Annotated in this window: 22 protein-coding genes; 11 read left to right on the top strand and 11 right to left on the bottom strand. The window is 57.1% G+C overall.

Annotated elements, in window-relative coordinates:
* The first annotated feature begins 60 nt into the window (after positions 1-60).
* From ihfA to FVV99_RS10715, 3 genes are all read left to right on the top strand, one after another.
* A complete protein-coding gene (gene ihfA / locus FVV99_RS10725; protein ID WP_148254069.1) occupies positions 61-366 on the top strand; it encodes an integration host factor subunit alpha in 306 nt (101 codons plus the stop codon).
* Positions 367-504: 138 nt separating this feature from the next.
* A complete protein-coding gene (locus tag FVV99_RS10720) occupies positions 505-969 on the top strand; it encodes a flavodoxin domain-containing protein (protein WP_148254068.1) in 465 nt (154 codons plus the stop codon).
* Between the two features lie 61 nt (positions 970-1,030).
* The gene (locus FVV99_RS10715) at positions 1,031-1,333 is read left to right on the top strand and encodes a hypothetical protein (protein ID WP_161598989.1); all 303 of its coding nucleotides are present in this window, start codon (positions 1,031-1,033) and stop codon (positions 1,331-1,333) included.
* Positions 1,334-1,367: 34 nt separating this feature from the next.
* Here FVV99_RS10715 and ppnN read toward each other — a convergent pair whose 3' ends face one another.
* On the bottom strand, positions 1,368-2,732 hold the full coding sequence (ppnN, locus tag FVV99_RS10710) for a nucleotide 5'-monophosphate nucleosidase PpnN (protein WP_148254197.1): 1,365 nt from the start codon (positions 2,730-2,732) through the stop codon (positions 1,368-1,370).
* Positions 2,733-2,746: 14 nt separating this feature from the next.
* A complete protein-coding gene (locus tag FVV99_RS10705; protein WP_161598988.1) occupies positions 2,747-3,037 on the bottom strand; it encodes a YfcL family protein in 291 nt (96 codons plus the stop codon).
* A 145-nt stretch (positions 3,038-3,182) separates the two neighbouring features.
* Here FVV99_RS10705 and FVV99_RS10700 point away from each other — a divergent pair, with 145 nt between their 5' ends.
* Positions 3,183-4,127 (top strand): LysR family transcriptional regulator, encoded by a 945-nt coding sequence (locus FVV99_RS10700; protein WP_148254065.1) that lies wholly within the window; start codon positions 3,183-3,185, stop codon positions 4,125-4,127.
* A gap of 48 nt (positions 4,128-4,175) precedes the next feature.
* On the opposite strand, the gene gcvP is transcribed toward FVV99_RS10700, so the two are convergent.
* Together gcvP and gcvH are read right to left on the bottom strand one after the other, a co-directional pair.
* Positions 4,176-7,070: an aminomethyl-transferring glycine dehydrogenase gene (gene gcvP, locus FVV99_RS10695; RefSeq protein WP_148254064.1), complete on the bottom strand. Its 2,895-nt coding sequence runs from the start codon at positions 7,068-7,070 to the stop codon at positions 4,176-4,178.
* A 69-nt stretch (positions 7,071-7,139) separates the two neighbouring features.
* Complete coding sequence (gcvH, locus tag FVV99_RS10690; RefSeq protein ID WP_148254063.1) at positions 7,140-7,535, bottom strand: glycine cleavage system protein GcvH; 396 nt, start codon at positions 7,533-7,535, stop codon at positions 7,140-7,142.
* Positions 7,536-7,584: 49 nt separating this feature from the next.
* Here gcvH and FVV99_RS18935 point away from each other — a divergent pair, with 49 nt between their 5' ends.
* The 3 genes from FVV99_RS18935 to gcvT all read left to right on the top strand — a co-directional run bounded on the left by FVV99_RS18935 (position 7,585) and on the right by gcvT (position 10,712).
* Positions 7,585-7,710, top strand: a complete 126-nt coding sequence (locus tag FVV99_RS18935; RefSeq protein ID WP_269090059.1) for a hypothetical protein — start codon at positions 7,585-7,587, stop codon at positions 7,708-7,710.
* A gap of 368 nt (positions 7,711-8,078) precedes the next feature.
* Positions 8,079-9,458 (top strand): alanine/glycine:cation symporter family protein, encoded by a 1,380-nt coding sequence (locus FVV99_RS10685; RefSeq protein ID WP_148254062.1) that lies wholly within the window; start codon positions 8,079-8,081, stop codon positions 9,456-9,458.
* Positions 9,459-9,599: 141 nt separating this feature from the next.
* Positions 9,600-10,712: a glycine cleavage system aminomethyltransferase GcvT gene (gcvT, locus tag FVV99_RS10680; protein WP_148254061.1), complete on the top strand. Its 1,113-nt coding sequence runs from the start codon at positions 9,600-9,602 to the stop codon at positions 10,710-10,712.
* On the opposite strand, the gene FVV99_RS10675 is transcribed toward gcvT, so the two are convergent.
* The 6 genes from FVV99_RS10675 to FVV99_RS10650 form a co-directional block, all read right to left on the bottom strand.
* On the bottom strand, positions 10,687-11,328 hold the full coding sequence (locus FVV99_RS10675; RefSeq protein ID WP_148254060.1) for an alpha-ketoglutarate-dependent dioxygenase AlkB family protein: 642 nt from the start codon (positions 11,326-11,328) through the stop codon (positions 10,687-10,689). The genes gcvT and FVV99_RS10675 overlap by 26 nt on opposite strands.
* A gap of 48 nt (positions 11,329-11,376) precedes the next feature.
* A complete protein-coding gene (locus tag FVV99_RS10670; RefSeq protein WP_148254059.1) occupies positions 11,377-11,922 on the bottom strand; it encodes a phosphatase PAP2 family protein in 546 nt (181 codons plus the stop codon).
* Positions 11,894-13,051, bottom strand: a complete 1,158-nt coding sequence (locus FVV99_RS10665; protein ID WP_148254058.1) for a glycosyltransferase family 4 protein — start codon at positions 13,049-13,051, stop codon at positions 11,894-11,896. The genes FVV99_RS10670 and FVV99_RS10665 overlap by 29 nt, the downstream gene beginning before the upstream one ends.
* Positions 13,052-13,143: 92 nt before the next feature.
* Positions 13,144-14,067, bottom strand: a complete 924-nt coding sequence (locus FVV99_RS10660; RefSeq protein ID WP_236645372.1) for a M23 family metallopeptidase — start codon at positions 14,065-14,067, stop codon at positions 13,144-13,146.
* Positions 14,013-14,885, bottom strand: a complete 873-nt coding sequence (locus FVV99_RS10655; RefSeq protein WP_148254057.1) for an acyltransferase — start codon at positions 14,883-14,885, stop codon at positions 14,013-14,015. The genes FVV99_RS10660 and FVV99_RS10655 overlap by 55 nt, the downstream gene beginning before the upstream one ends.
* Positions 14,886-14,995: 110 nt before the next feature.
* Positions 14,996-16,945 carry an acetoacetate--CoA ligase gene (locus FVV99_RS10650; protein WP_148254056.1) on the bottom strand — a complete coding sequence of 650 codons (1,950 nt, stop codon included), beginning with the start codon at positions 16,943-16,945 and terminating at the stop codon, positions 14,996-14,998.
* Positions 16,946-17,275: 330 nt separating this feature from the next.
* Here FVV99_RS10650 and FVV99_RS10645 point away from each other — a divergent pair, with 330 nt between their 5' ends.
* Positions 17,276-18,604: an MFS transporter gene (locus FVV99_RS10645; protein ID WP_148254055.1), complete on the top strand. Its 1,329-nt coding sequence runs from the start codon at positions 17,276-17,278 to the stop codon at positions 18,602-18,604.
* Positions 18,605-18,625: 21 nt separating this feature from the next.
* On the opposite strand, the gene FVV99_RS10640 is transcribed toward FVV99_RS10645, so the two are convergent.
* Positions 18,626-19,849 (bottom strand): ROK family transcriptional regulator, encoded by a 1,224-nt coding sequence (locus FVV99_RS10640; protein ID WP_148254054.1) that lies wholly within the window; start codon positions 19,847-19,849, stop codon positions 18,626-18,628.
* Positions 19,850-20,151: 302 nt separating this feature from the next.
* Here FVV99_RS10640 and FVV99_RS10635 point away from each other — a divergent pair, with 302 nt between their 5' ends.
* The 3 genes from FVV99_RS10635 (at position 20,152) to FVV99_RS10625 (ending at position 23,690) form a co-directional block, all read left to right on the top strand.
* On the top strand, positions 20,152-21,681 hold the full coding sequence (locus tag FVV99_RS10635; RefSeq protein WP_148254053.1) for a sugar ABC transporter ATP-binding protein: 1,530 nt from the start codon (positions 20,152-20,154) through the stop codon (positions 21,679-21,681).
* A complete protein-coding gene (locus FVV99_RS10630) occupies positions 21,662-22,675 on the top strand; it encodes an ABC transporter permease (protein ID WP_148254052.1) in 1,014 nt (337 codons plus the stop codon). Before FVV99_RS10635 ends, FVV99_RS10630 begins: the two co-directional genes overlap by 20 nt.
* 61 nt (positions 22,676-22,736) lie before the next feature.
* On the top strand, positions 22,737-23,690 hold the full coding sequence (locus tag FVV99_RS10625; protein WP_148254051.1) for an ABC transporter substrate-binding protein: 954 nt from the start codon (positions 22,737-22,739) through the stop codon (positions 23,688-23,690).
* The last annotated feature ends 22 nt before the right edge of the window (positions 23,691-23,712 follow it).

The following is a 23,712-nucleotide window of genomic DNA, read 5'->3' as shown; positions in this document are numbered from 1 at the left end:
GGCAGACGATATCGCGTCGGCTAACGGCGTTGAACGGTATCCACCACGAGGGAATGACCAATGGGTGCGTTGACCAAAGCGGAACTGGCCGAACATCTCCATGTCGAGTTGGGTTTGTCAAAGCGCGAAGCCAAATCGATGGTTGAAACCTTTTTCGAAGAGATTCGCGGCTGTTTGCGTGAGAATGAACAGGTCAAACTATCCGGGTTTGGCAACTTCGATTTGCGTGACAAGCGTGAGCGACCTGGTCGAAATCCTAAAACCGGCGAAGAAATCCCGATCTCCGCGCGACGTGTCGTGACGTTCCGCCCGGGGCAGAAATTGAAAACTCGGGTCGAAGACTTCGACGGTGAATTGCAGAGATAAGACGGGACGGTGTCTCATTCTGGTGACGGAGCCGCTCCCGGCTCCGTTGCGTTTCGCGTAGACCCGCCAGTATAGGATTCGGTCCACCACACTGGCTGTGGTAGAATCGCCCGCGAATTCACCGAGAAAAGTCTTTGTATGCCCAACCTCAAGATATTTGTTGGCACCGTCTACGGCGGGGCATTGGATGTCGCCGAGCAGATCCAGCCGCTATTCGAGCAAGCAGGTTATGATGTCGAGATCCACGAGCAACCGTCACTGGACGATCTGGTAGGATCCAGTCCTGATTTGTCGCTATTCTGCGTTTCTACGACGGGTAGTGGGGATTGCCCCGGGAATCTAGTCCCGTTTGTACGTGCCTTGCAGGATCAGAGCCCATCCCTGGCAGGGCTGCGTTACGGACTGATTGCGTTGGGAGACAGTTCTTACGGAGAGACCTTCTGTGGTGGAGGGCGCTCCCTCGATGCCCTGCTGCAGGACTTGGGAGCAGAGCGTCTGGGTGATCGCCTTGAAGTCGATGCCATGGAGACATTCATGGCGGATGATGCTGCCTTGCCATGGGCGGAAGAGTGGATCGAGACTCAGAATCTACAGGTTGCCTGACGTGATGGGTAATGTGTCCCCTCAGCGGTTGAGCGCTCTTTTAGGGGTGCTTATTTTGATCGTGGCGAGTATCCCGCGCTATCTGATCGATCACCATACGACTCGCTTGGGGTTGATGGTGGTCGCGTTCGTCGGGGTGGGCATCGTTGCCATCTGGCATTGGCGACTACTGGATAGCGATTCGCGGCAGCGGATGCCGAAAATGGTGGGTCGTCTCGGCGGCTGGCTGGCCGCCGGGTTGACTATCACCGCACTATGGCAGATCTCGACGCATGGCATCATCATCTGGCCGCTGTGGCTATCTCAGGCAGCGCTGTCCGGGTTACTGCTGCATGTCGTAACGTTGTTGTGGCAGCGGGCCTGAGACGATCCTGACGTCATAACGCCTGTGACGCTGTTCAATTCAGTGTATAGCAAGGCACGTAATGGCTACCAGGCAATTTCATCCGTCCCTGTTCGACGAATGACGTGAGCAATTCATCCAGCCGCGTCATCAGCTCCGGCTCGGCATGGAGGCGGAAGGGGCCATGGGCCTCGATCGCGCGAATCCCCGGTTCCTTGACGTTGCCGGCCACGATGCCCGAAAACGCTCGTCTGAGATTGGCAGCCAGCTCATGGATGGGCTGTTGGCGGTGCAATGCCAGGTTGGCCATGGATTCATGCGTGGGCTCGAAGGGTGCCTGGAAATCTCGAGCGATGTTCAAGCGCCAGTTATAGTAGAACGCATCCTGCTGTTGGCGGCGGAACTCAGCAACGTCATCAATGCCTTCTCGCATGGCACGAGCCACCCCGATAGGGTCGTCAATCATGATTCGATAGCGTTCGCGAGCCTTGTCACCCAGTGTGTAGCTGAGAAATTCATCGATCCGGGCAAAATAATCCGCTGACCCCGCTGGGCCGGTAAAGATGACCGGGAAGGGCGTTTCGCGATTCTCCGGGTGTAGCAGGATTCCCAGCAGATAGAGAATTTCCTCGGCGGTGCCGACGCCGCCGGGAAAGATGATGATGCCATGTCCAAGCCGCACGAAGGCTTCCAGACGCTTTTCGATATCGGGCATGATGACCAGTTCATTGACGATCGGGTTCGGTGACTCCGCGGCAATGATCCCGGGCTCGGATATTCCTATGTAGCGCCCCAGGCTCCGCCGTTGCTTGGCATGAGCCACATTGGCGCCTTTCATCGGCCCTTTCATGGCGCCGGGTCCACACCCGGTACAGATGTCCATGTCGCGCAGACCAAGGTGGTAACCGACATCCTTGGTATAATTGTACTCTTCCCTGGTGATCGAGTGTCCTCCCCAGCAGACCACCAGTCCGGGATCGAGTGATGGCTTGAGGGCCCCCGCCTTTCTCAGTATATGAAAGACGGCATTGGTCGTGCCTTCCCCGGTACTGAGATCGAAGCGTTGCTGCGTCTGGATTTCGTTATAGACATAGACGATGTCGCGTAGCACCGCGGATAACAGTTCCCGAATCCCGCGAATCATCTTGCCATCGACGAAGGCGTCCGCCGGCGCGTTGCTGAGTTTGAGCCTGATGCCGCGATCCTGCTGCAGTACTTCGATATCGAAATCGTGATATGTCTCCATGACCTCACGGCCATCGTCCGTGGGATTGCCACAATTCAGAACGGCCAGGGCGCAGCGCCACAGAAGGTCGTGAAGGCCATTGGCCGACGTGTCTCGTAGCCGATTCACTTCATGCTGAGACAGGACTTCCAGGCTGCCTTCGGGAGAAATGATGGTGGAAACCGTGGGGGGCATCGGCGTCATCTTTGTCATGTGGTCTCTGCTTCCTGTACGGCCCGATCCCATAAGCGGCGTATATGGTGCTGGTCATCCTGGCTCATGGCGTCATTGGTGAAGGCATCATTCAGCCACTCGAGAAAGACGTCGTCGAAATCCTCGGCGAGGACGTTCTCGGGGTCGTATTCGACCATTTCCATGACGAGGGGCACTTGGGGGATCAGATACCCCAGGGCAAAGAGGTCATCGTCGTCAGCTTGCTGTTCCATGACGACCAGTGCTTGATGGATGGCGTCTGCGCGACGAGCTAGCGGGTCGGGCATATCGACTTGAGCCTTGGTTGCTGAAACTGTTCTCATCATAACATGGGAGTGCTCGCTACCGCAGCGCTGCCCCGGATGAAGAATTCTGATATTATCGACGCCGTTTGCCACGCCTTGTGTTCGTCATCGAGTGAAGCGCTGCTCCATGTTTAATGCTCAGTATTTCCGTACGTTCGTGACCTTGGTCGAGACCGGCAGTTTCACGCTGACGGCACGGCGTCTCGACATGACTCAACCTGGAGTCAGTCAGCACATACGTAAACTCGAGCAGTATTTGCAGAAGCCCTTGCTCAACCGGCACGGACGTAAATTCACACTGACGGAGAGTGGGCGACGTGCCTATGACTACTCGGTCAAGTTGTTTGCCGAGCATGAGCAATTCCGTCATTCATTGGATAATGAATCGCTGGATTCCGGTGAATGTCGTATTGCTTCGCCGGGCAGTGTCGGTTTGATGTTCTATCCTTTCATTCTGGGCTACCAGCAGATGTATCCGGGATTACGCGTCAACTACAGCTTCGCTTTCAATGGCGACATAGTTCAGGATGTCCTCAAGGGCCGTTGCGATGTAGGTATCGTTACCGACGTCATCAAGCACCCCGATTTGAGTTACGAACTCTGGCATCAGGAACCGCTTTGCCTGGTGGTTCCGGCCGACTTTACCGGTACCACATTGGCTGATCTCATGGCCCTGGGGTTCGTCAATTACTCCGATGGGATCAACCATGCCGGACAGATGCTACGTACCAATTTTCCGGACGAATTTCGTTCCATGGGGCAGGTGCCACGGCAGGGATTCACCAATGAAGTGAGCATGGTATTAGATGCCGTTGCCCGTGGACTCGGGTTCACGGTGATATCCCGGCTGGTACTGGAGACCTCGCCCTGGCAGCGCCAAGTCAAGGAATGGCCGTTATCGCAACCGGTGTATGAAACGCTGCATCGAGTCACGCAGGTGGGTAGCGAGTTGCCCAGACGGTATGCCCAACTGCTTGCCGACTTTCGGGACCAGCGACGGCATACGCTCTATGGGTATGCCGAGGAGCCGGGCCTGGAGAAGACGGCATCGGAGCCATGGCCTTCTCCGTGACCTGATAACGCCCCATCGACCTGGTACGGGGATGGGGCGTAGCCGGGCTCAATCCCGGTATTCGTCGATACTGGGGCAGGAGCAGATCAGGTTGCGATCACCGAAGACATTGTCGACCCGGTTCACGGCCGGCCAGAACTTGGCGGCCTTGGCGGCTTGCGATGGAAATGCACCAAGCTCCCGGCTGTAGGCTCGCTCCCAATGCGCATCCATCAGGTCGGCCATGGTATGCGGTGCCTTGACCAGTGGATTATCGTCAGCCGGCCATACTCCCTTCTCGACGTTGGCAATCTCTTCTCGAATCGCGATCATGGCATCGCAGAACCGGTCGATTTCATAGCGGGATTCCGATTCGGTGGGTTCCACCATCAGTGTACCGGGGACCGGGAACGACATGGTCGGTGCGTGAAACCCATAATCCATCAACCGCTTGGCGATGTCTTCCTCACTGATGCCGGATGACGCTTTCAGGGGCCGCACGTCGATAATGCATTCATGGGCAACCGTGCCATTAGTTCCCTTGTAGAGAATGGGATAATGCGCTTCCAGCCGCTTGGCGATGTAATTGGCGTTGAGAATGGCCAGTTCGGTTGCCTGACGCAGGCCCCGCGCACCCATCATCTTGATGTAGGCCCAGGAGATCGGCAGGATCGATGCAGAACCATAGGCTGTAGCGGATACCGCACCCGCCGTGGTTTCGACGCCTTGAATGGGGGTGACGACATGGTTTGATACATGCGGTGCCAGGTGTGACTTGACGCCGATGGGACCCATGCCGGGACCACCACCGCCATGCGGTATACAGAAGGTCTTGTGCAGATTGAGGTGCGATACATCGCCACCGAAGTCGCCGGGACGAGTGAGGCCAACCTGGGCGTTCATGTTGGCGCCGTCGATGTACACTTGGCCGCCATTGTCATGCACGATACGGCACGCTTCGCGAATACCTGCTTCGAAAACGCCGTGCGTCGAGGGGTACGTGAGCATGATGGCGGAAAGCGAGTCCCGATGCTTATCTGCCTTGAGACGAAGGTCCTCGAGATCGATATTGCCATCGTCGTCGCACTCGACGACCACGACGTTCATGTGCGCCATGGCGGCCGACGCCGGATTCGTACCATGGGCGGAACTGGGGATCAGACAGATGTCCCGATGTCCCTCGCCTTGTGCCGCTTGATATCGACGTATGGCGACCAGACCGGCATATTCACCTTGTGCGCCGGAGTTGGGCTGCATGGAGATATGCTCATAACCGGTGATCTCCACCAGAAAGGCGGCAAGTTCATCGATCATCTGCTGATAGCCGACGGCTTGGTCACTAGGAGCGAAAGGATGAATATTGGCGAATTCCGGCCAAGTGATCGGCACCATTTCACTGGTGGCGTTGAGCTTCATGGTGCATGACCCCAAGGGGATCATGGAATGAGTCAACGACAGATCGCGGTTTTCCAGTCGTTTGAGGTAACGCAGCATTTCCGTTTCGCTGCGGTAGCGCTGGAAGGTAGGGTGGGTCAGAAACTCTGACTGTCGCTGACACTCGCCGGGAATGCCGGTGATTCCCTGCGCCACGACCTGTTCGTCGAGCGTCGGCACCGACAGATCGTGTTCCTCGCCGACCAGCACATCGAACAGCACGCTCAGGTCGGCGGCTGTGGTCGTCTCGTCCAGCGTGACACCGATATCCCCATCCTCGAAATAGCGCAGGTTGATGTCATGCGTTAAGGCGCGGCCATGGATCTTTCCGGCATCGGCATCCGTGAGACGCAGAGTATCGAACCAACTGTCATGCGCCAGATGAACGCCCCGTTGTCGCAGGCCTTCGGCCAGGACGGTCGTCAGTCGGTGGATTCGGGAGGCAATGGTGTGCAATCCCTCCTGGCCGTGATACACGGCATAGAAACCGGCAATATTGGCGAGCAGTGCCTGGGCGGTACAGATGTTCGAGGTCGCCTTTTCGCGTCGGATGTGCTGTTCGCGCGTCTGCATCGCCATCCGCAGGGCATCGTTTCCATGGGTATCCTTGGACACACCGATGATGCGGCCGGGGACGGAACGCTTGAGCTTGTCGGTGGTGGCAAAGAAGGCGGCATGCGGGCCGCCGTAACCCATCGGCACACCAAAGCGCTGAGTATTGCCGACGACGATATCGGCGCCGAGAGCGCCTGGCTCCTTCAGCAGTACCAGACCCATGATATCGGCGGCGACGCAAGTCATGATATTGGCATCACGCGCTTGCGACAGCAGAGAGGACAGGTCACGTACCTGACCGCTCTGACCCGGGTACTGCAGCAGTGCCCCGAAGACATCCGTGTGCGCTAGATCCTCGGCCGGGGCGACGACGAGCTCGAAGCCGAAGTAGTAGGCGCGCGTACGCAAGACGTCCAGCGTTTGGGGCAATACGTCGTCGGCGACGAAGAAAGCCTGGCTCTTGGATTTCTTGTTGGCACGCTTGCAGAGTGCCATGGCTTCCGCCGCGGCTGTGGCTTCGTCGAGCAAGGAGGCATTCGCCAGTTCCATGCCGGTCAGATCCATGACCATTTGCTGGAAGTTGAGAAGTCCTTCCAGACGACCTTGAGCGATTTCCGGCTGGTAGGGGGTGTAAGCGGTATACCAGCCTGGATTTTCCAGGACATTGCGCTGGATGACAGCGGGAAGATGGGTGTTGTGATACCCCTGGCCAATGTAGGTCTTGCAGACCTTGTTCTGACGAGCCAGATGCTTCAGGTAATCGAGGGCTTCCGCTTCGGAACGGGGCCCGTCAAGCGCCAACTCGCGTCCCAGTCGAATATCCGGCGGTACCGTTTTTTCGATCAAGCTGGGGAGCGTATCGACTCCAACCGTTTCAAGCATGCCCTGCACTTCATCGGCATCCGGGCCATTATGGCGATGCACAAACGCGTCGTGGTCGGCCAGTTCAGTCAGTCGGCGATTATCTAGTGCCATGAAACACCCTGCCATGGTAGTGAGAAAGCACGGGCGCTTGGTGCACAGCCCCCGTGCATGATGGAAGTATCAGTCTTGCTCGGCTTCGACGATGCGGGTGTAGGCGTCCGCATCGAGCAGTGAGCCGAGTTGGTCACTGTCAGTCAGTTTTACCTTGACGATCCAGCCGTCCTGGTAAGGGGACTCGTTGATCGCTTCAGGCGTGTCTTCCAGTGACTCATTGACTTCCAGAATCTCTCCGCTAATCGGGCTGTAGAGGTCCGAAGCGGCCTTGACCGACTCGATGACGCCAAACTCTTCGCCGGTCTCGAGTTCGCGACCGGCATCTGGAAGTTCAACGAACACCACGTCACCCAAGGCTTCTTGAGCATGGTCGGTGACGCCTAGCGTGGCCGTGCCATCACCGTTGTCGAGGACCCACTCGTGGCTGTCGGTATAGCGCAGGTTGGATGGAATCGAGCTCATTGCAATTTCCTATACGAAAAAGGGTCTGTTGTCGGCGCTGTAGGAAGGCATGGCGACGATGCCGTCCGGCACCATGATTGGCCGTGTCGGTCTGTGCCGACTCCGTATCGAGCCACCTCCTAAGTTGGCCGACTTTGCCATAGACGTCCAGCGTTACACGCCATTGCAGGCATGATGGGCACTTGTCGTGTACCCATATTGCGGCATAATGTATCTATGTTTCCAATAAGAAACAAGTTTCGTTGCCGTCTATGTCACAGCGTACTTCCAGGACGTCGGCTACCATGGAACTCGGATGCTGACGTTGCAGTGGGCTGAGGCCGGGCATGGGCTGCTCAGCAGCGGTCGCATTCTCAGCAGCACGATTTTTTTGTGGTGGGCTGGTCGAATCGTGGTGTGATTCGCTATCTTACGCGGGTTGGATGGCTAAGCATTCTACGTGAATGGGGACATCCAGCGTTATGACACATTGCTTAACGCGCGAATCAGTGCACCGCATGCCAACGAGTGCACAACAACAACCAAGGTAAGGGGAAGGACGTAATGGAAACCTTAACGAGTCTCTTGAGCGCCATCGAAGGCGTGGTATGGGGACCCCTGATGCTGGTGCTGCTACTAGGGGTCGGGCTTTATCTTCAGGCCGGTCTCAAGTTGATGCCGATTCGCAAGCTCGGGATGGGCTTCAGTTTGCTATGGAAGGGGCGAACGACCACCAAGGAGGAAGAAAGTGAAGGCGAAGTGTCGCCGTTCAATGCCTTGATGACGTCGTTGTCGGCGACCATCGGTACTGGGAACATCGCCGGTGTGGCAACGGCTATCTTCCTGGGGGGGCCGGGAGCCGTGTTCTGGATGTGGATTACCGCACTGGTGGGCATGGCGACCAAGTTTGCGGAAGCCGTGCTGGCGGTTCGCTATCGTGAGGTCGATGAAGCCGGGGATCACGTCGGTGGCCCGATGTTCTATATTCGCAACGGGTTGGGCCGCAAGTGGGCCTGGCTGGGTTTTGCCTTCGCCTTTTTCGGTGCAGTGGCCGCATTCGGTATTGGCAATACCGTACAGTCCAACTCGGTGGCAGACGGTCTGGCCGAATCGATCAACATGCCGCATTGGTTGACGGGCATCATCATCATGGTTCTGGCAGGGGCTGTCATTCTGGGCGGGATCAAGCGTATCGCCAAGGTGGCCGGCAAACTGGTTCCGATCATGGCCGTGGCATACATCCTCTGTGGTTTGCTGGCGCTGCTGATCAACATTGATCAGATCGGCAGCGCGCTGGGCATGATCTTCGGCCATGCGTTCACGCCGATTTCCGCCGCTGGCGGTTTCGCCGGAGCGGCGGTTGCCAAGGCGATTCAGTTTGGTGTGGCTCGGGGTGTGTTTTCCAACGAGGCCGGTCTGGGTAGCGCTCCGATCGCGCATGCGGCTGCACAGACCAAAAATCCTGTGCGTCAGGGATTGATCGCCATGCTGGGTACGTTCATCGATACCATCGTGGTCTGCAGCATTACGGCCCTGGCGATTCTCACTACGACCGAGTGGACCTCCGGCGAGACAGGCGCGGCACTGACAGCTCTTGCGTTCAACGCCACGCTTCCCGGAATCGGTCAGTATGTCGTGACCTTCTCGCTAGCGGTATTTGCGTTCACGACGATTCTGGGCTGGGCATTCTATGGCGAAAAATGTTTCGAGTTCCTGTTCGGTGTCGGTTCCATCAAGATTTATCGGGTCGTCTACATCCTGGCCATTCTGGCGGGTGCCGTGGCCCCTCTGAATTTCGTCTGGCTGATGGCCAGTGTCTTCAATGCCATGATGGCGATCCCCAACCTGATTGCACTGGCACTATTGTCACCGGTCGTTTTCAAACTGACCAACGACTATTTTGCAGGCAAGGATGTGCTGCCGGGTGAGGATCTGAACCGGTAAGTGCGTCGTGGTTCACGAGCGGCGCCGAATGGCGCCGTTCGTCTTCGCGACGTTGCGAAACCATGATTTGCTCAAGTACGCGGAACCCGTTGAACGCCGGGTTCCTTTCATTGCGATCGACTGCGAGGGCCGAGATCCATCATGAGTGAACTCAATCAAACACCATTGTATGCGTTTCACCGTGAAAAAGGTGGAAAAATGGTGCCTTTTGCTGGCTATGAGATGCCTGTGCAATATCCCCTGGGCGTCAAGAAGGAGCACGAACACACACGTCAATTCTGTGGCTTGTTCGATGTCTCTCACATGGGGCAAGTGCTGGTACATGGTTCGAACGCCGCGGAAGCGCTGGAGACATTGCTGCCGGCCGATATCGTGGGGCTGGAAAGAGGACGTCAGCGTTATGCGCTGTTCACCAACGACGAGGGTGGCATTCTGGATGACTTGATGGTGGTCAATGCCGGTGATCATTTCTATCTAGTGGTCAATGCCGCATGTAAAGAGCATGACATCGCGCATTTGCGCAACGGTTTGGGAGCCGATCATGACGTCGATGTGCTCGATCGGGGATTGCTCGCATTGCAGGGACCCCATGCCGATGCCGTCATGCGCCGACTGTGTCCTCAGGCCTGTGAACTGGTATTCATGCAGCACGGCCGGTTTGAGATCGACGGCATGCCGGTATGGATCAGCCGTAGTGGTTATACCGGTGAAGACGGCTTCGAGATATCCGTCGCGACCGAGGATTGCGACCCCTTGGCACGACGTTTGTGTGAGGAGGATGAAGTGCAGCCCATCGGCCTGGGGGCGCGCGACTCATTACGTCTGGAAGCCGGACTGTGTCTCTATGGGCATGATCTCGACACGACGACGACTCCCGTTGAAGCGTCGCTGATATGGGCAGTCAGCAAGCCACGACGTCGGGATGGTGAGCGACCCGGCGGATTTCCCGGCGCCGACCTGATCCTTCATCAGATCGAGGCCAAGGATCATTCCCGCAAGCGCATCGGTTTATTGGGTGAAGGGCGAGCTCCGGTGAGAGAGGGCGCCGAACTGTTCGACGCCGAGGGGCACGCCATTGGTCACGTGACCTCTGGAGGCTTCGGCCCCAGTGTCGGTCACCCCGTTGCCATGGGGTATGTCACTGTCGAACATGCGGCTGTCGGTAGCGAGGTTTATGCAGAAGTTCGCGGCAAGCAATTGCCGATGAAGGTCAGCAAAATGCCGTTCGTCAGTCCCGGTTATCATCGGGGATGATAGGCGATTGTACACGGCGGAACGTCAGACTGATCCGTAACCCGGGTATGCGACGCGGCAAGAGTGCATGCTGTAGCCAGCGTTGTGTGCCGGGGCCCATGAGTAGTAAGCCGTCGTGGGGAAGCCAGATATTGAATGGCGCCGTACGGCGATCTTTCCAACGCATGCGTAGCGGTCGTTCAGCCCCCAGGCTGAGGGCGGCAACCACAGGGTCTTGTCCCAGTTCGGGTTCGTCGTCACTGTGCCATCCCATCCTGTCATCGCCACTGTCATAGCGGTTGAGCAGCACACTATTGAACGTGCAGGGAGCAAAGCCGCTAGACGCCAGTAAAGTCTCTATGCGGTATTTGATTGTCTCGACGATCGGGTGCCAGGGTACCGGCGAGAAATCGCGCCCCGAGTAGCGGTACGTCGTTTGCGAGTCTCCCATCCAGACTTGCTGGCGAGGGATGACATGTTGTCGCCCATACAGTGACAGTGTCGGGCGCTCCCATGCGAGTTCGGTGTCGAGACGGTGGAAACTTGTCGTTGCAACGTCGTTACCCAGCACGCCGCTGTAATGCCATAGCGGCGGTTGATCAAGAATACGTTGCCATGCTGACTGTCGTTCATTCATATCGATGAGGTTGCCACGAGCCTCCCGTCTTGTCAGCCGGAATGCTCTTCATACATGCGGCAATCCCATCAGACCGAGCCAGGCAAAAGCCACGCCGAGTAGCCCACCCCCGATGACATCACTGATGTAGTGAAGTCCTAGACCGACTCGCGAAGCGGCGATCAGAAGAGCCAATGGCAGAACGATGATCAACATGACGGGGGCGGTCGCAGCAGTCAGTAGCGAGAATATCACCGCGTGCATCGTGTGGCCGCTAGGGAAACTGTATCGGTCACGGGCCTCAGTGATGCAGGGGATGGTTCGATAGGTGATCGATGGGCGTTCTCGGCAGGCGCGTGTCTTGATCAACCGGTAAACAACAATGGCAACCAGGGCGATGACGGTGAAGTGTAGGCTCAATCGCCAGCCCGTGGATCCGTGAAGCAGAGGCTGCGTAATGATGAGTGCCACCCATGCTGGCCAGTCGCCGAGACGACTGGCGATACGCAGCATCATCAGAAAACGTCGCTGGCTACCGGCCTTGGCGAGACGTCGGCATAGTTGCCATTCCAATGCATCGAGTCGTTCAAAGACGGTAGGGATGCGTGGCGTCATCCGGGGTCTCCTGTACATGCGCTAGTGTTGCGAGAAAGTCGTTGGCAATCTGCCGCCAGCTGTGCGAAGTGACACGCAGACGTGCGGCATGTCCAAGTCGCGAGTAAGTCGCTGGTTGTTGACAGAGCGTGACTGCGTGTTCGATGAATGCGTGGTGATCACCGAACGCCACCTTGATGCCGCTCTGGCCATGGTCGATCAACTCGGCGGCCGCGGCGTAATCGAATGCGATGATGCCGAGGCCACTGGCCATGGCTTCGGCCACAACATTGCCATAGGTTTCCGAACACGAAGGGAACACGAAGAGGTCAGCGCTGGCATAATGTCTTGCCAGCGCCTGGCTGTCGATGAAGCCCGTGAAAACGGCGTCCGGAAGCTGCTCCTGAAGCTTCTCTCTGCCGGGACCATCGCCTACCAGTACGAGGATCAGGTCGGGCTGAACGCGTTGCATGGCGTGACAGGTTTCAACCAGCAAGTCGAGGTTCTTTTCGTTGGCCAGCCGACCGACGTGCAGCGCCACCGGTTGGTTATCGTTGGCTCCCCACTGATGTCTCAAGATGGGATCGCGTTTGCCGGGATGAAAGTGATGGCTATCGACGCCCCGTCCGAGTACACGCAGATTATCGAAGCCCTGTTGACGGAGTGCTTCGGCCTGAGCGGTCGTCGGAACCAAGGTCGTTTGGGTACGATTATGAAAGTGTCGCAGGATGGCATTGATGCCGTTACCGAGCCAGCCGACTCCGTAGTCCCGTGCATAATGATCGAAGTTGGTGTGAAAACCACTGACGACAGGAATGTCCATCCGTCTGGCGGCGTGCAATGCCGCCCATCCCAGGGGGCCTTCAGTGGCGATATAGACGACGGATGGACGTTGTCGTAGCCAGAAGCGCATGATCGCTCTGGGCCGGGTCAATCCCAACTGGACCGCATCGTAGCCGGGTAGCGCCATGGCACGAACCTGATGCTCGGCTTCCATGAACTCGGCACGATGAGGTGCGTGCCTGGGGCGAGGACGAATGAGCTGTAACGCTATATCGAGCTGCCAAAGTTCTCGGCTGATATGCATCAGAGTGTGGGCGACGCCGTTGATTTCAGGTGCCCAAGTTTCACTGACCAGGCAAACGCGCATGGTGAATCCTCGCCGTCGTGCTTTGACGTAGTGTCACGTTTCGGCATGACAATTTGTCGACGAGGAGGTGACCGAACGATGACAGTGGCGGGCTAGGGAAGAATGCGTTCCGGGTCGACGGGTTTGCCTCCCCGGCGCATGTCGAACAACAACACGGAACGCTGAGTGGCGTCGTCCTGTGATATTCGGCAGAGGCTACTACCCTGTTCAACACGGTTGCCGGCGTCGACATCCAATGCGTCGCACTGAGCATAGACGCTTTGTAGATTGTTGGGATGATGGATGATGACGACCCGTCCTAGTTTCCGCATGCTGCCGGCGAATTTGACCTCGCCATCGGCGACGGCTTTGGCATGTTCATCGGCCTGTGCCGACAATAGCATAGGCTGCAAAGTGCCATGCCCATCCTTGCCATATCGACGCTCGATCCGGTAGTCCGCAAGCGGCCAGGACCAGTCGTCGGTCTCGTCGGGCAGGCCGTTATCGGTTGCAGGCGCCTTGGATGACGTCGGCGCGGCTGTGGCAGAGCGTTGTCGTTCAGCGCTGGCCGTCGCGGTTGGGCTGTGAACGAGGGGGACATTGATCAGCTGTCCTACCGCAAGCCGGGTAGGGGCGGTACCGGGATTGGCTTGCTGGAGGCTGGATGCCTGTGTGTCGAATCGTCTGGCAATGGACGAAAACGTGTCTCCCGGGCGTACTTGATATCGGTACGGGCCCTTGAAAGGGGCACGTTCCCGCAATGTCGGTACCAGCAAGCGTTGACCAATGGCCAGATGCTCAGGATCTACTCCTGGATTGAATCGGCTCAGCCGCTCAACCGGTACGCCTGCCCGACGAGCGATGCCGCCGAGCGTATCTCCGCGCTGAACCTCGATCCAATTACCCGCAATGGTATTCATGCGTTGTGTGCTTTTCGGGGTGCTGGCGCAGCCTGCCAGTACTCCGAGGATCACGATCAGCATCACGACCAGGTATCGAGTCGCCGATCCTTCTCTTCCCATAAGGCATTGAGCCATGACTGGAAACGTTCCTTATACTCAGGGTCCTGATGATAGTTGCCGGAGGTCATCCAATTGGGGACATCCAAATGGTTCACTTCGAGCCGTATAGGCCCCTCCCGTGCACACAGGAAGCGCCAGAACGAAGGTGAGGGCGTCGCATATATCAGAGTCGCGTCCAGAATGCCACTGAGACGGCGGCCCATGAGGTTAATGACCTGCGCCGTTCCGCCAGCCTTGGGACGTAGCAAATGTCGGAAGGGGGACTGCTGTGCGGCGTGTTTCGTTTGGGTAAAACGCGTTCCTTCGACGAAGTTGTAGATCGCGATAGGCATATCCTGAGCGCGTTGGCACATCCGTTCTGTGGCACGTCGATCGCGTTCGGCAAGACGTGGATTGCGTTCGATTTGCTGACGTCGGTAGCGCCGCAGAAAAGGGAACTCGAGCGCCCACCAAGCGAGCCCGACTATCGGCACCCAGAACAGTTCGCGCTTGAGGAAGAAGCGCGGCATGGGAATGCGACGGTGGAGGGCCATTTGCAACACGAAGATATCCGTCCAGCATTGGTGATTGGAGATCACCAACCACCACCGGTCGAGCGACAGACCGTCAGGCAACCGCGTTTGCAGTTGCGGTTTCAGCCAATGCCGCATCCACCAGAGATTAACGCCGATCCAGTTGAGCGCCACTCGATTGAGCCCACCGAGAATGTATCGTTGTAATCGGCGTGTCGGCATGGTCAGTTTGATCAGCGTCAACAACAATAGCGGCGGTGTCCAGAACAGTGTGTTAAGACACAGCAGCAGTACGCTGATGATCCCTTTCAGGGTCGACATTCCCTGCTCCTCGCGATCCGATAGCATAAGCGTTCTTCTTGGACGTCTCATGCTACGTCAAAGCCTGGAATGTGCCCAGCGCGGCATCAATGAAGCCGATCTCGGTCAGTTCATTTCCTGAGTTCCGGCAGGTTTTCATACAGCGACAAGGCGTCCGGGTTGGCTAACGCTTCCCGATTCTTGACCGGTTGGCCATGGACCACATTGCGTACGGCGAGCTCGACGATCTTGCCCGATAGGGTACGGGGAATGTCGCTGACCTGAATGATTCTCGCAGGGACATGGCGTGGCGTGGTATTGGCGCGGATCGTGCGCCGGATTTCGTCACACAAGGCGTCATCGAGGGTAAGGCCGTCCCGCAATCGCACGAAGAGAACGACTCGAACGTCATCGTCCCATTCCTGGCCAATACACAGGGACTCGAGGACGCCAGTCACTTTCTCGACCTGGCGATAAATTTCAGCAGTCCCGATACGCACCCCGCCGGGATTGAGTACGGCGTCCGATCGTCCATGAATGATCAGGCCATCTTGCGGAGTGATTTCCGCATAGTCTCCGTGGGCCCATATGCCCGGGAAGGTCGCGAAATAGGCATCGCGATAACGTTGACCATCGGGGTCATTCCAGAAGCCGATGGGCATCGATGGGAACGGTCTGGTGCATACTAATTCCCCTTTGTCACCACGCAGCGGTTGACCATTATCATCGAGCACGTCCACGGCCATACCCAAGCCGCGGCATTGCAGTTGGCCTCGATAAACGGGTCGGATGGGGCAACCGAGGGCAAAGCAGGAGACGATATCGGTACCGCCGGAAATCGAGGCTAACAGCACGTCCTGCTTGATATCTCGATAGACATAATCGAAGGATTCATGGGCGAGTGCCGAGCCGGTGGAAAGGATGGCACGCAAGGATGACAGATCGAACGTGTCGCCTGGACATAGCCCCTCCTTCTCACAAGCGGAGATGTACTTGGCGCTAGTGCCAAAGACCGTGATGCCGTCTCGCTCCGCGATCCGCCAGAGCACATCGGGATCCGGTGCAAACGGAGAGCCGTCGTAAAGTACCAGACTGGCGCCACAGGCCAACCCGGAGACTAGCCAATTCCACATCATCCAGCCGCAGGTGGTGTAGTAGAAAAGGACATCGTGTTCGTCGATGTCGGTATGTAATCGGTGTTCCTTGAGATGTTGTAGAAGCGTGCCGCCGGCTGAATGGACGATGCATTTAGGGGCCCCCGTCGTGCCGGACGAATATAGGATGTACAGCGGATGGTCGAAGGGGTGCGGTTCGAAAACGACGTCTTCGGCCTCGTTGTTGAGGTAATCGTCCCAGCTCACGGCCTTGTCGATGCCACGAGTCATCGGTTCGTCGTTGAGAAAGGGAAATATGATGACCTGATTGAGTGAATCGATGGCTTCACTGATCTGGACCAGTCGTTCATGGGTATCGATGGGTTTGCCATTCCAGGTGTAACCATCCGTGGCAATCAGTACCTTGGGCTGAATCTGGCCGAAACGGTCGAGCACGCCGTGAAAACCGAAATCCGGTGAACAGGAAGACCAGACAGCGCCAATGCTGGCGCAGGCGAGCATGGCGATGACGGCATGCTCGCTATTGGGGACGAAGCCGGCGACGCGATCACCGGGGCTGATGCCACTTTGGCGGAGTGAGTGGGCCAGCTTGGCAACCAGCCGATAAAGCTCACGATAGCTGATGATGCGACGACGCTGACGCTCGTCACGGACAATGAGGGCGGCATGGTCATCGCGTCGTTGCAGCAGATTGGCGGCGACATTGAGACGGGCTTCGGGGAACCAGCGGGCGCCAGGCATGGCATCCGGACGCTCGAGAATGGTGGCGCCTTTGGTATCGGCGAGGATGCCCGCTTCATCCCACCATAGTGACCAGAACGTTTCCAGGTGCTCGACGCTCCAGTCATGGAGCTCGGCGTAGTCATTGAGTTCGACACCGTGCTCAACGGCAATTCGGCGCATCATGGCGTTCAATTGAGAGGCGTCGATGGCGGCTTGTGCGGGTTGCCAAAGTGGACTGGACATGCCTTTTCCTCTCCTGACCTTGTTGTCATTGATGATATAAGCCTGCCACCCTTTTTGCGGCATGCCTAGGTGTTGCACCGCACAAGTCGGTGCTGTTCGACGAAACGGGAAGGTGCCGAAAAATCCACCAAACCGACTCATACCCGGCTGTCCTGCTCGCTTGCATTATATATGCAGCCATTTTTCACAATGTTATCCACAGTATCGGTGAATAACTTCCCGAGTAGGGGAAGTCGGGTGGAAAGCATCGGAGGAGATTGTAGAATGCCCGCCTGCTGGTCAGGTTGACCGTGTCCGTTTGATATCCCGTTGAAGAGGGAGGAGAGCGTCGTGCGCAGCATTCCAGCCACGTTGCCGATTCTGTTCCTGTGCGAGATCAGTTTCCTGCTGGGGCATGGTTTGATCATGACCCTGCTTGGCGTGCGCATGTCGTTGGAAGGCTTCTCATCGCAAATGGCGGGGCTGTTGATGTCGAGCTTCTCGATCGGGTTCGTCTGTGGCAGCTACTGGCTGGAAAAGCGCATCCGGGCGGTGGGGCATATTCGTGTGTTCGCAGCGTGCGCAGCTATGCTGGCGGTCACCGCCATGTTGCACGGGTTGTGGGTCAATCCTTGGGCGTGGCTGGTATGGCGTGTCTTTGGTGGGGCCTCGACCGCCGGGTTGCTGATGGTCATGGAATCCTGGGTATCCGGTGAATCGACCAATGAGAACCGTGGCCGAGTTCTGGCCTGGTACATGGTGATTTCGACCTCTTCCCTGGCGGGTGGGCAATGGCTTCTCAACCTTGCTGATCCCGCCACGATGACGCTTTTCTCAGTGACCGGCATGCTATTTGCGCTGTCGTTGGTACCGCTGTCCATCCATCGCATCCACGGGCCGAGCCGAACGACGGATTTAGCGCCGTTGAAAATCCGCTTGCGTACCTTGTATCAACGTGCGCCCGTCGGGCTGGTATCCGCTTTCGTATCCGGCCTCATGGTTCAAGCATTCTTTGCCATGACACCTTACTACGGTCAGGAAATCGGTCTGAGTACTGCTCAGACAGCTCAGTTCATGTCGATAACCACCCTGGTGGCACTCGTTGCGCAATGGAGTCTGGGGCGTCTGTCGGATCATTTCGATCGGCGCAAGGTGATCCTGTGTATGGCTGTCATCATGGCCATTGCCGGCGTCGTTATCTCACTGGCGGCTCGTGTCAGTTTCGTCATGCTGCTGCTGGTGGCCTGCTTTCACACTGCGATGCTGCATACGCTTTACTCCTTGAGTCTGGCGCATACCAATGACTGGCTAGAGCCCGAGGAAATCGTTGCTGCGAATTCGAAGCTGATGATGTGGTATGGCATCGGCTCGATTATCGGACCGTTTTCCGCGTCGCTGGTCATGCAGGTGATAGGGCCGGATGGCTTGTGGATATTTCTTGGTGCGGTTGCCCTGACACTGGCGATGTTCATTGCGATCAACCTTCATGGGGCCAGGCAATATCAGCCGGACGTCGACCAGGAACCTTACGTGGCGGTGCCGGTCATGGAAACCATGCACTATATCAGTGAGTTGGATCCTCGCCATGAACCGCAACAGCTCGAGTTGGACTTGCAACTGGAACCGTTGGCATTTCCAGAGGAAGGGGATATGGATGTAACCCACGATCGGCGGCGGTGAATGGTGTATCAGGTGCTGCGTTCACGTAGGTTCGGCAGGGAGTGCCGTTAGTATATCCCGTTCAGTGGCATCGAGTGTCATGGCAATCCCTCCCAGGCAGGTCATGTCCCGGTCCCATGGACAGGTCTCCAGGTGGCTGGGGCTGATCAACTCATCGACCAGAGCGTCGCGTAATGTGTGCTCTAGCGAGGGGCGCATCGCTTCGTATCCGCGTATGCCGGAGCCGGTGATCAGCACCATGTCCGGATTGAATAATGCCAGGACATTGGCAATGCCATGACCGAGTGCACGTCCCGCCTTGTCGTATATCTGTTTTGCAATGGGGTCGCCCTGCATCGCCAGTTGGGTCAATGCCTGCATTTGCTCGGCAGAGGGATGGGCACTATCGCCGGGTGGCAGGGAAAGCATAGCGCGTGCTTCACGGTACAGGGCGTAATCGCTGGCGTAGGCTTCGATACAGCCGCGACGACCGCAGGCACATAACGCGCCCCCGGGTTCGTATTTGCTGTGACCGAATTCAGCCGCCGACCCATTCGCCCCGACGAAGGGCTTGCCGTCGATCAGCACGGACATGCCGATACCATAGCCGAGCATGATGACCACAAGGTTCGGGTAGGCTGAGTAACCGGGTTGCCCGGCGAGCGTTTTCGCAATGCAGTTGGTATCGTTTTCGAGCAGCACGGGGCAAGCGAACGTGTTAGCGAGTCGTTCCGACAGCGAGGCATTGCGAAAGCTCAGTGCCGGCGACCAGATGATGGTGCCGTTGCTGGGTGAGACGACGCCTTGCACGGCCAGGCAAATGCCGGCAAAACATCGATACGTATTGGCAATGTCAGCACGTATGTCCGCGACTTTGGCTTCCAGGAAATCGCTGAGTCCTTCCGGCGACAATGACAGTGTCACCAAAGGATAGTGGCGGCTATAGCGTACTTGCCCGGTGAAGTCGCCCACGACGATCTGTACGTCATTGATCGATAATTTGATGCAGATGACGCAGGCGGCATTGGCGTTGAGTTGAATCAGCGTCTTGGGGCGTCCACGGCCGTTGCTTTGCAGGGTGTCATGTGGCAATTCGACAACCAGACCTTGTTTCAACAATTCGGACGTGATCGAAGTCACGGTTGCGGAACTGATGCCATTCAAGGTTCCCAAGTCCACACGCGCCAAGGGTCCTTGAGCGCGTAGGGTTCGTAGAACGGCCAAGGTATTGTCCTGACGCGTGATGTCATTGAGCTGGATGGCCATGATGGAAACGCCGAATCAATAAGTTTTACGAGTAAAGTATATCAGTGGAATGAGCGCGTAAATCATTGATGAGTCTCCATGCCCGTGAGCCACTGAGTGAGAGGTAGGGCGATATAGCGTGGCCGATGCGACAAAAGTGGCATACGTAGGAATTTATTTTAGTGACTAAAGTAAAACCGTCGTCCGCTTTCATTCACGTGTTGCAATAAGGCGATGTCAATGACAGTGGAGAGGCTGTCCTGACTGATTGACGACAGCATAGGGCTGACGTGCCATTAAACCAATCGATGCAAGGCGGGCTGATGGAGTCTATTCACGATAGCGTATTGGCAGGACGGCGCATTTGCCGATCTTTTAGCGGGAATCAGGTACTGTTCGACGTCGATCTGGTTCTGCGTGCTGGCGAGGTACATGCCCTGCTGGGAGAGAACGGGGCAGGTAAGTCCACCCTGGTGCGTATTCTCGCCGGATACCTGTCGCCATCGTCGGGTGACGTTCTCGTCGGCGGTGAGCAGCGGCAGTATCGGTCGAGTGGCGAAGCGGAATCGGATGGCATCGTGATGATCCATCAAGAGTTGGCGCTGGCCGATCAACTGTCCGTCGAAGAGAATATCTTTCTGGGCCGCGAGATCCGCCAGGGTCCATTCCTCGATCGCTCAGCCATGCGCGCTCGTTGTCGTGAGGCCTTGGCGGCACTGGAAAGCGATGTCGATCCGCGCCAGCGGATCAAGGAGTTGAGTACGTCCGATCAGCAGATGGTCGAGATCGCCAAGGCCATCACGCACGATGTGCGTGTGCTGATCATGGATGAGCCGACCGCGGCGTTGACCGAACATGAAGTACAGGTGTTGTTTGCCTTGATCGCACGGCTACGCGAGCGTGGGGTGGCGATCCTGTACATCTCTCACAAGTTGCGTGAAATCGCCCAGATAGCGGATCGCGTCACGGTGTTGCGTGATGGACGTCTGATCGAAACCGGACTGGCGTCCGCTTATGACACGGAAGAGCTGTCTCGACTGATGGTCGGGCGTGAGATTACCGAGATGTATCCAGCGCGGGCGGTCGTGTCCGAGCAGGCGCCGGTCGTGCTCGAAGCTCGCGATATCGTCGTACCGAGAGCTGTCCATCATGCCAGCTTCTCTCTTCGTCAGGGGGAGGTGCTGGGATTCGGTGGTGTGGTGGGAGCCGGACGAACGGCATTGATCGAGTCGATACTGGGTCTGCGTCGGCGATCTGCAGGACAGGTGCTGCATAAGGGACAGCCGGTAATATTTCGTCATTTGCGTGATGCCGTACGCCACCGTATTGCCTATCTCACGGAAGATCGCAAGGGCAAGGGGCTGGTTCTCAACATGGGATTGCGTCCCAACCTGACGTTGATGAATCTGCGTGACTATTGTCATCCGTTGATCGACCGTCGACGCGAGGATCAGGCATTCGATGCGGCCGTCGAGCGCTTTGACATTCGCCTGCGGACTCAGGCGTCAACGGTTGCTGAACTATCGGGTGGTAACCAGCAAAAGCTGCTGTTGGCCAAGGTGATGTCGATCGATCCCGAGATCGTGATCATCAATGAGCCCACCCGGGGCATCGATGTAGGGACCAAGCAGGAAATCTATCATTTCATTCGCGAACTGACCGATGCGGGAAAGTCGGTCATTCTGATTTCTTCGGAGATGAGCGAATTGATCGGGCTCTCGCATCGAGTGGCGGTCATGTGTGCCGGTGTACTGACAGGCATCCTTGAAGAAGAACAGATCAGCGAACAGGAAATCATGCAGTATGCATCCGGGATCAAGGGGGTAGGAGCGGATGAGCAACGTCGTGCCTGAACACAAGTCCAGCAAACGCGGGACTGTCTCGATAGACTTCAAGACCTGGGGGCCTTTCGTCGCGTTGGTGGTGTTAGCGCTTCTCGGAGTATTGATCAATCCGGCCTTTCTTGGCCTGGATAATCTCGCCAACATGCTCACACGCAGTGCCTTCATCGGCATCATTGCCGTCGGAGCCACATTCGTCATCACAGCCGGTGGGCTGGATCTTTCGGTAGGCTCGATGGCAGCGTTCATCGCTGGCGTGATGATCATCCTCATGAACGGTGTACTCGAGCAATTCGGCCCCGGGTTGGTGACGGTGTCGATCGGGGTGGGGGCGTCATTGATTCTTGGGGTAGGTGCCGGTTTCATCAACGGCATCGTCACGACCAAGGGCAGGATCGAAGCCTTTATCGTGACTCTTGGGACCATGGGAATCTATCGTTCACTGGTGACTTACCTGGCCGATGGCGGCACATTGACGCTTGACTGGAACGTGCGCGATGTCTATCGCCCGGTTTATTACGACAGTCTGTTGGGGATCCCGATTCCGGTATGGGTCTTTTTGTTTGTTGCTGTAACCGGATACATTCTTCTCAACTACACCCGTTTCGGCCGCTATTGCTTTGCCATAGGCTCCAACGAGAAAGTGGCTGAATACAGTGCTATCCATGTCGACCGGGTCAAGACGTTGACCTACGTGATGCAAGGGGTCTGTGTGTCTCTCGCGACCATCATATATGTGCCGCGGCTGGGGTCGGCATCGGCAGCGACGGGTGTGCTATGGGAACTGGAAGCCATCGCTGCGGTGATCATTGGTGGCACGGTGCTCAAGGGGGGGCACGGTCGTATCTGGGGCACGGTAGTCGGGGCGATCATGCTGACCATGATCGGCAATATTCTCAACCTGACCGATGCCATTTCCAATTATCTCAACGGTACGGTGCAGGGAATCATCATCATCGTGGCGGTGTATCTGCAACGTGCAGCGTGGAGGAAGGGGGAGCCATGAAGGAAAAAGGTTCCATGATCGATGGCAGGACAACAATCACAAGCAGGAGAGGAGCATGATCATGCCAAGCATTAAAACGACGCTGGCTGCCTGCGTTACGTCGGCGGCGCTGGGGTTACCGGCGTTTGCCGCGGCTCAGGAGTATACCATCGGCGTGTCGATACCCGCGGCCACCCATGGTTGGACCGGTGGGGTCAATTATCACGCCGAAGAAGCCAAGGAGCGATTGGAATCGCTCTATCCCGATATCTCGTTCACGATTTCCACGGCAGGCAATCCGGGCGAACAAGCCAACGATCTGGAAGATCTGGTCTCGTTGCGCGATATCGATGCCTTGGTGATATTGCCTTTCGAGTCCGGACCGCTGACCGACCCGGTCCGCCGCGTCAAGGAAGAAGACATCTTCGTCACCGTAGTCGACCGGGGGCTGACTCAGGATGGGATCGAGGACTTGTATGTCGCCGGGAACAATCATGAGATGGGGCGCGTGTCCGGGGAGTACATTCACGACCGGCTCGATGGCGAGGGTAACGTCGTGGTACTGCGTGGCATCCCCACGGTGATCGACGATGAACGGGTCGAAGGGTTTCAATCCGCGATCGAAGGTTCCGACATCGAGATCCTCGACATGCAGCATGCCAACTGGAATCGCGATGACGGTTTCGAAGTCATGCAGGATTTTCTGTCTCGTTTCGACGACATCGATGCCGTGTGGGCGCAGGACGACGATACCGCCCTGGGTGTGATCGAGGCCGTGAGACAGGCCGAGCGCGAGGATGAATTGTTCATCGTCGGAGGCGCAGGCATGAAAGACATCATCAAGCGTGTCATGGAAGGCGATGAGCTGGTGCCGGTTGATGTCCTGTATCCACCCGCGATGATTGCAACGGCGATGGATCTCACGGTCCAGCATTTCGTTTCCAACGGGCCAGTCGTCGGGGAGTATATCCTCGGCTCGCCGTTGATCACCGAGGATAATGCCGAGCAATACTATTATCCGGACTCACCATTCTGACGTTCGTCGGCCGAGCGGGCCC

The organism is Aidingimonas lacisalsi, from assembly GCF_008079445.1.
GTDB lineage: Bacteria > Pseudomonadota > Gammaproteobacteria > Pseudomonadales > Halomonadaceae > Aidingimonas > Aidingimonas lacisalsi.
Note: the sequence above shows the minus strand (reverse complement) of the source record. Positions and strands in the feature narration are given on the sequence as shown.

Coding starts and splice junctions, on each gene's coding strand:
- ihfA (WP_148254069.1), top strand. CDS start 61: ATGGGTGCGTTGACCAAAGCGGAACTGGCCGAACATCTCCATGTCGAG.
- FVV99_RS10660 (WP_236645372.1), bottom strand. CDS start 14,067: ATGGCTCAATGCCTTATGGGAAGAGAAGGATCGGCGACTCGATACCTG.
- ppnN (WP_148254197.1), bottom strand. CDS start 2,732: ATGCCCCCCACGGTTTCCACCATCATTTCTCCCGAAGGCAGCCTGGAA.
- FVV99_RS10685 (WP_148254062.1), top strand. CDS start 8,079: ATGGAAACCTTAACGAGTCTCTTGAGCGCCATCGAAGGCGTGGTATGG.
- FVV99_RS10700 (WP_148254065.1), top strand. CDS start 3,183: ATGTTTAATGCTCAGTATTTCCGTACGTTCGTGACCTTGGTCGAGACC.
- gcvH (WP_148254063.1), bottom strand. CDS start 7,535: ATGAGCTCGATTCCATCCAACCTGCGCTATACCGACAGCCACGAGTGG.
- FVV99_RS10675 (WP_148254060.1), bottom strand. CDS start 11,328: ATGAATGAACGACAGTCAGCATGGCAACGTATTCTTGATCAACCGCCG.
- FVV99_RS10640 (WP_148254054.1), bottom strand. CDS start 19,849: ATGGCCATCCAGCTCAATGACATCACGCGTCAGGACAATACCTTGGCC.
- gcvT (WP_148254061.1), top strand. CDS start 9,600: ATGAGTGAACTCAATCAAACACCATTGTATGCGTTTCACCGTGAAAAA.
- gcvP (WP_148254064.1), bottom strand. CDS start 7,070: ATGGCACTAGATAATCGCCGACTGACTGAACTGGCCGACCACGACGCG.
- FVV99_RS10630 (WP_148254052.1), top strand. CDS start 21,662: ATGAGCAACGTCGTGCCTGAACACAAGTCCAGCAAACGCGGGACTGTC.
- FVV99_RS10665 (WP_148254058.1), bottom strand. CDS start 13,051: ATGCGCGTTTGCCTGGTCAGTGAAACTTGGGCACCTGAAATCAACGGC.
- FVV99_RS10650 (WP_148254056.1), bottom strand. CDS start 16,945: ATGTCCAGTCCACTTTGGCAACCCGCACAAGCCGCCATCGACGCCTCT.
- FVV99_RS10670 (WP_148254059.1), bottom strand. CDS start 11,922: ATGACGCCACGCATCCCTACCGTCTTTGAACGACTCGATGCATTGGAA.
- FVV99_RS10705 (WP_161598988.1), bottom strand. CDS start 3,037: ATGCCCGACCCGCTAGCTCGTCGCGCAGACGCCATCCATCAAGCACTG.
- FVV99_RS10625 (WP_148254051.1), top strand. CDS start 22,737: ATGCCAAGCATTAAAACGACGCTGGCTGCCTGCGTTACGTCGGCGGCG.
- FVV99_RS10655 (WP_148254057.1), bottom strand. CDS start 14,885: ATGTCGACCCTGAAAGGGATCATCAGCGTACTGCTGCTGTGTCTTAAC.
- FVV99_RS10720 (WP_148254068.1), top strand. CDS start 505: ATGCCCAACCTCAAGATATTTGTTGGCACCGTCTACGGCGGGGCATTG.
- FVV99_RS18935 (WP_269090059.1), top strand. CDS start 7,585: ATGGCGACGATGCCGTCCGGCACCATGATTGGCCGTGTCGGTCTGTGC.
- FVV99_RS10635 (WP_148254053.1), top strand. CDS start 20,152: ATGGAGTCTATTCACGATAGCGTATTGGCAGGACGGCGCATTTGCCGA.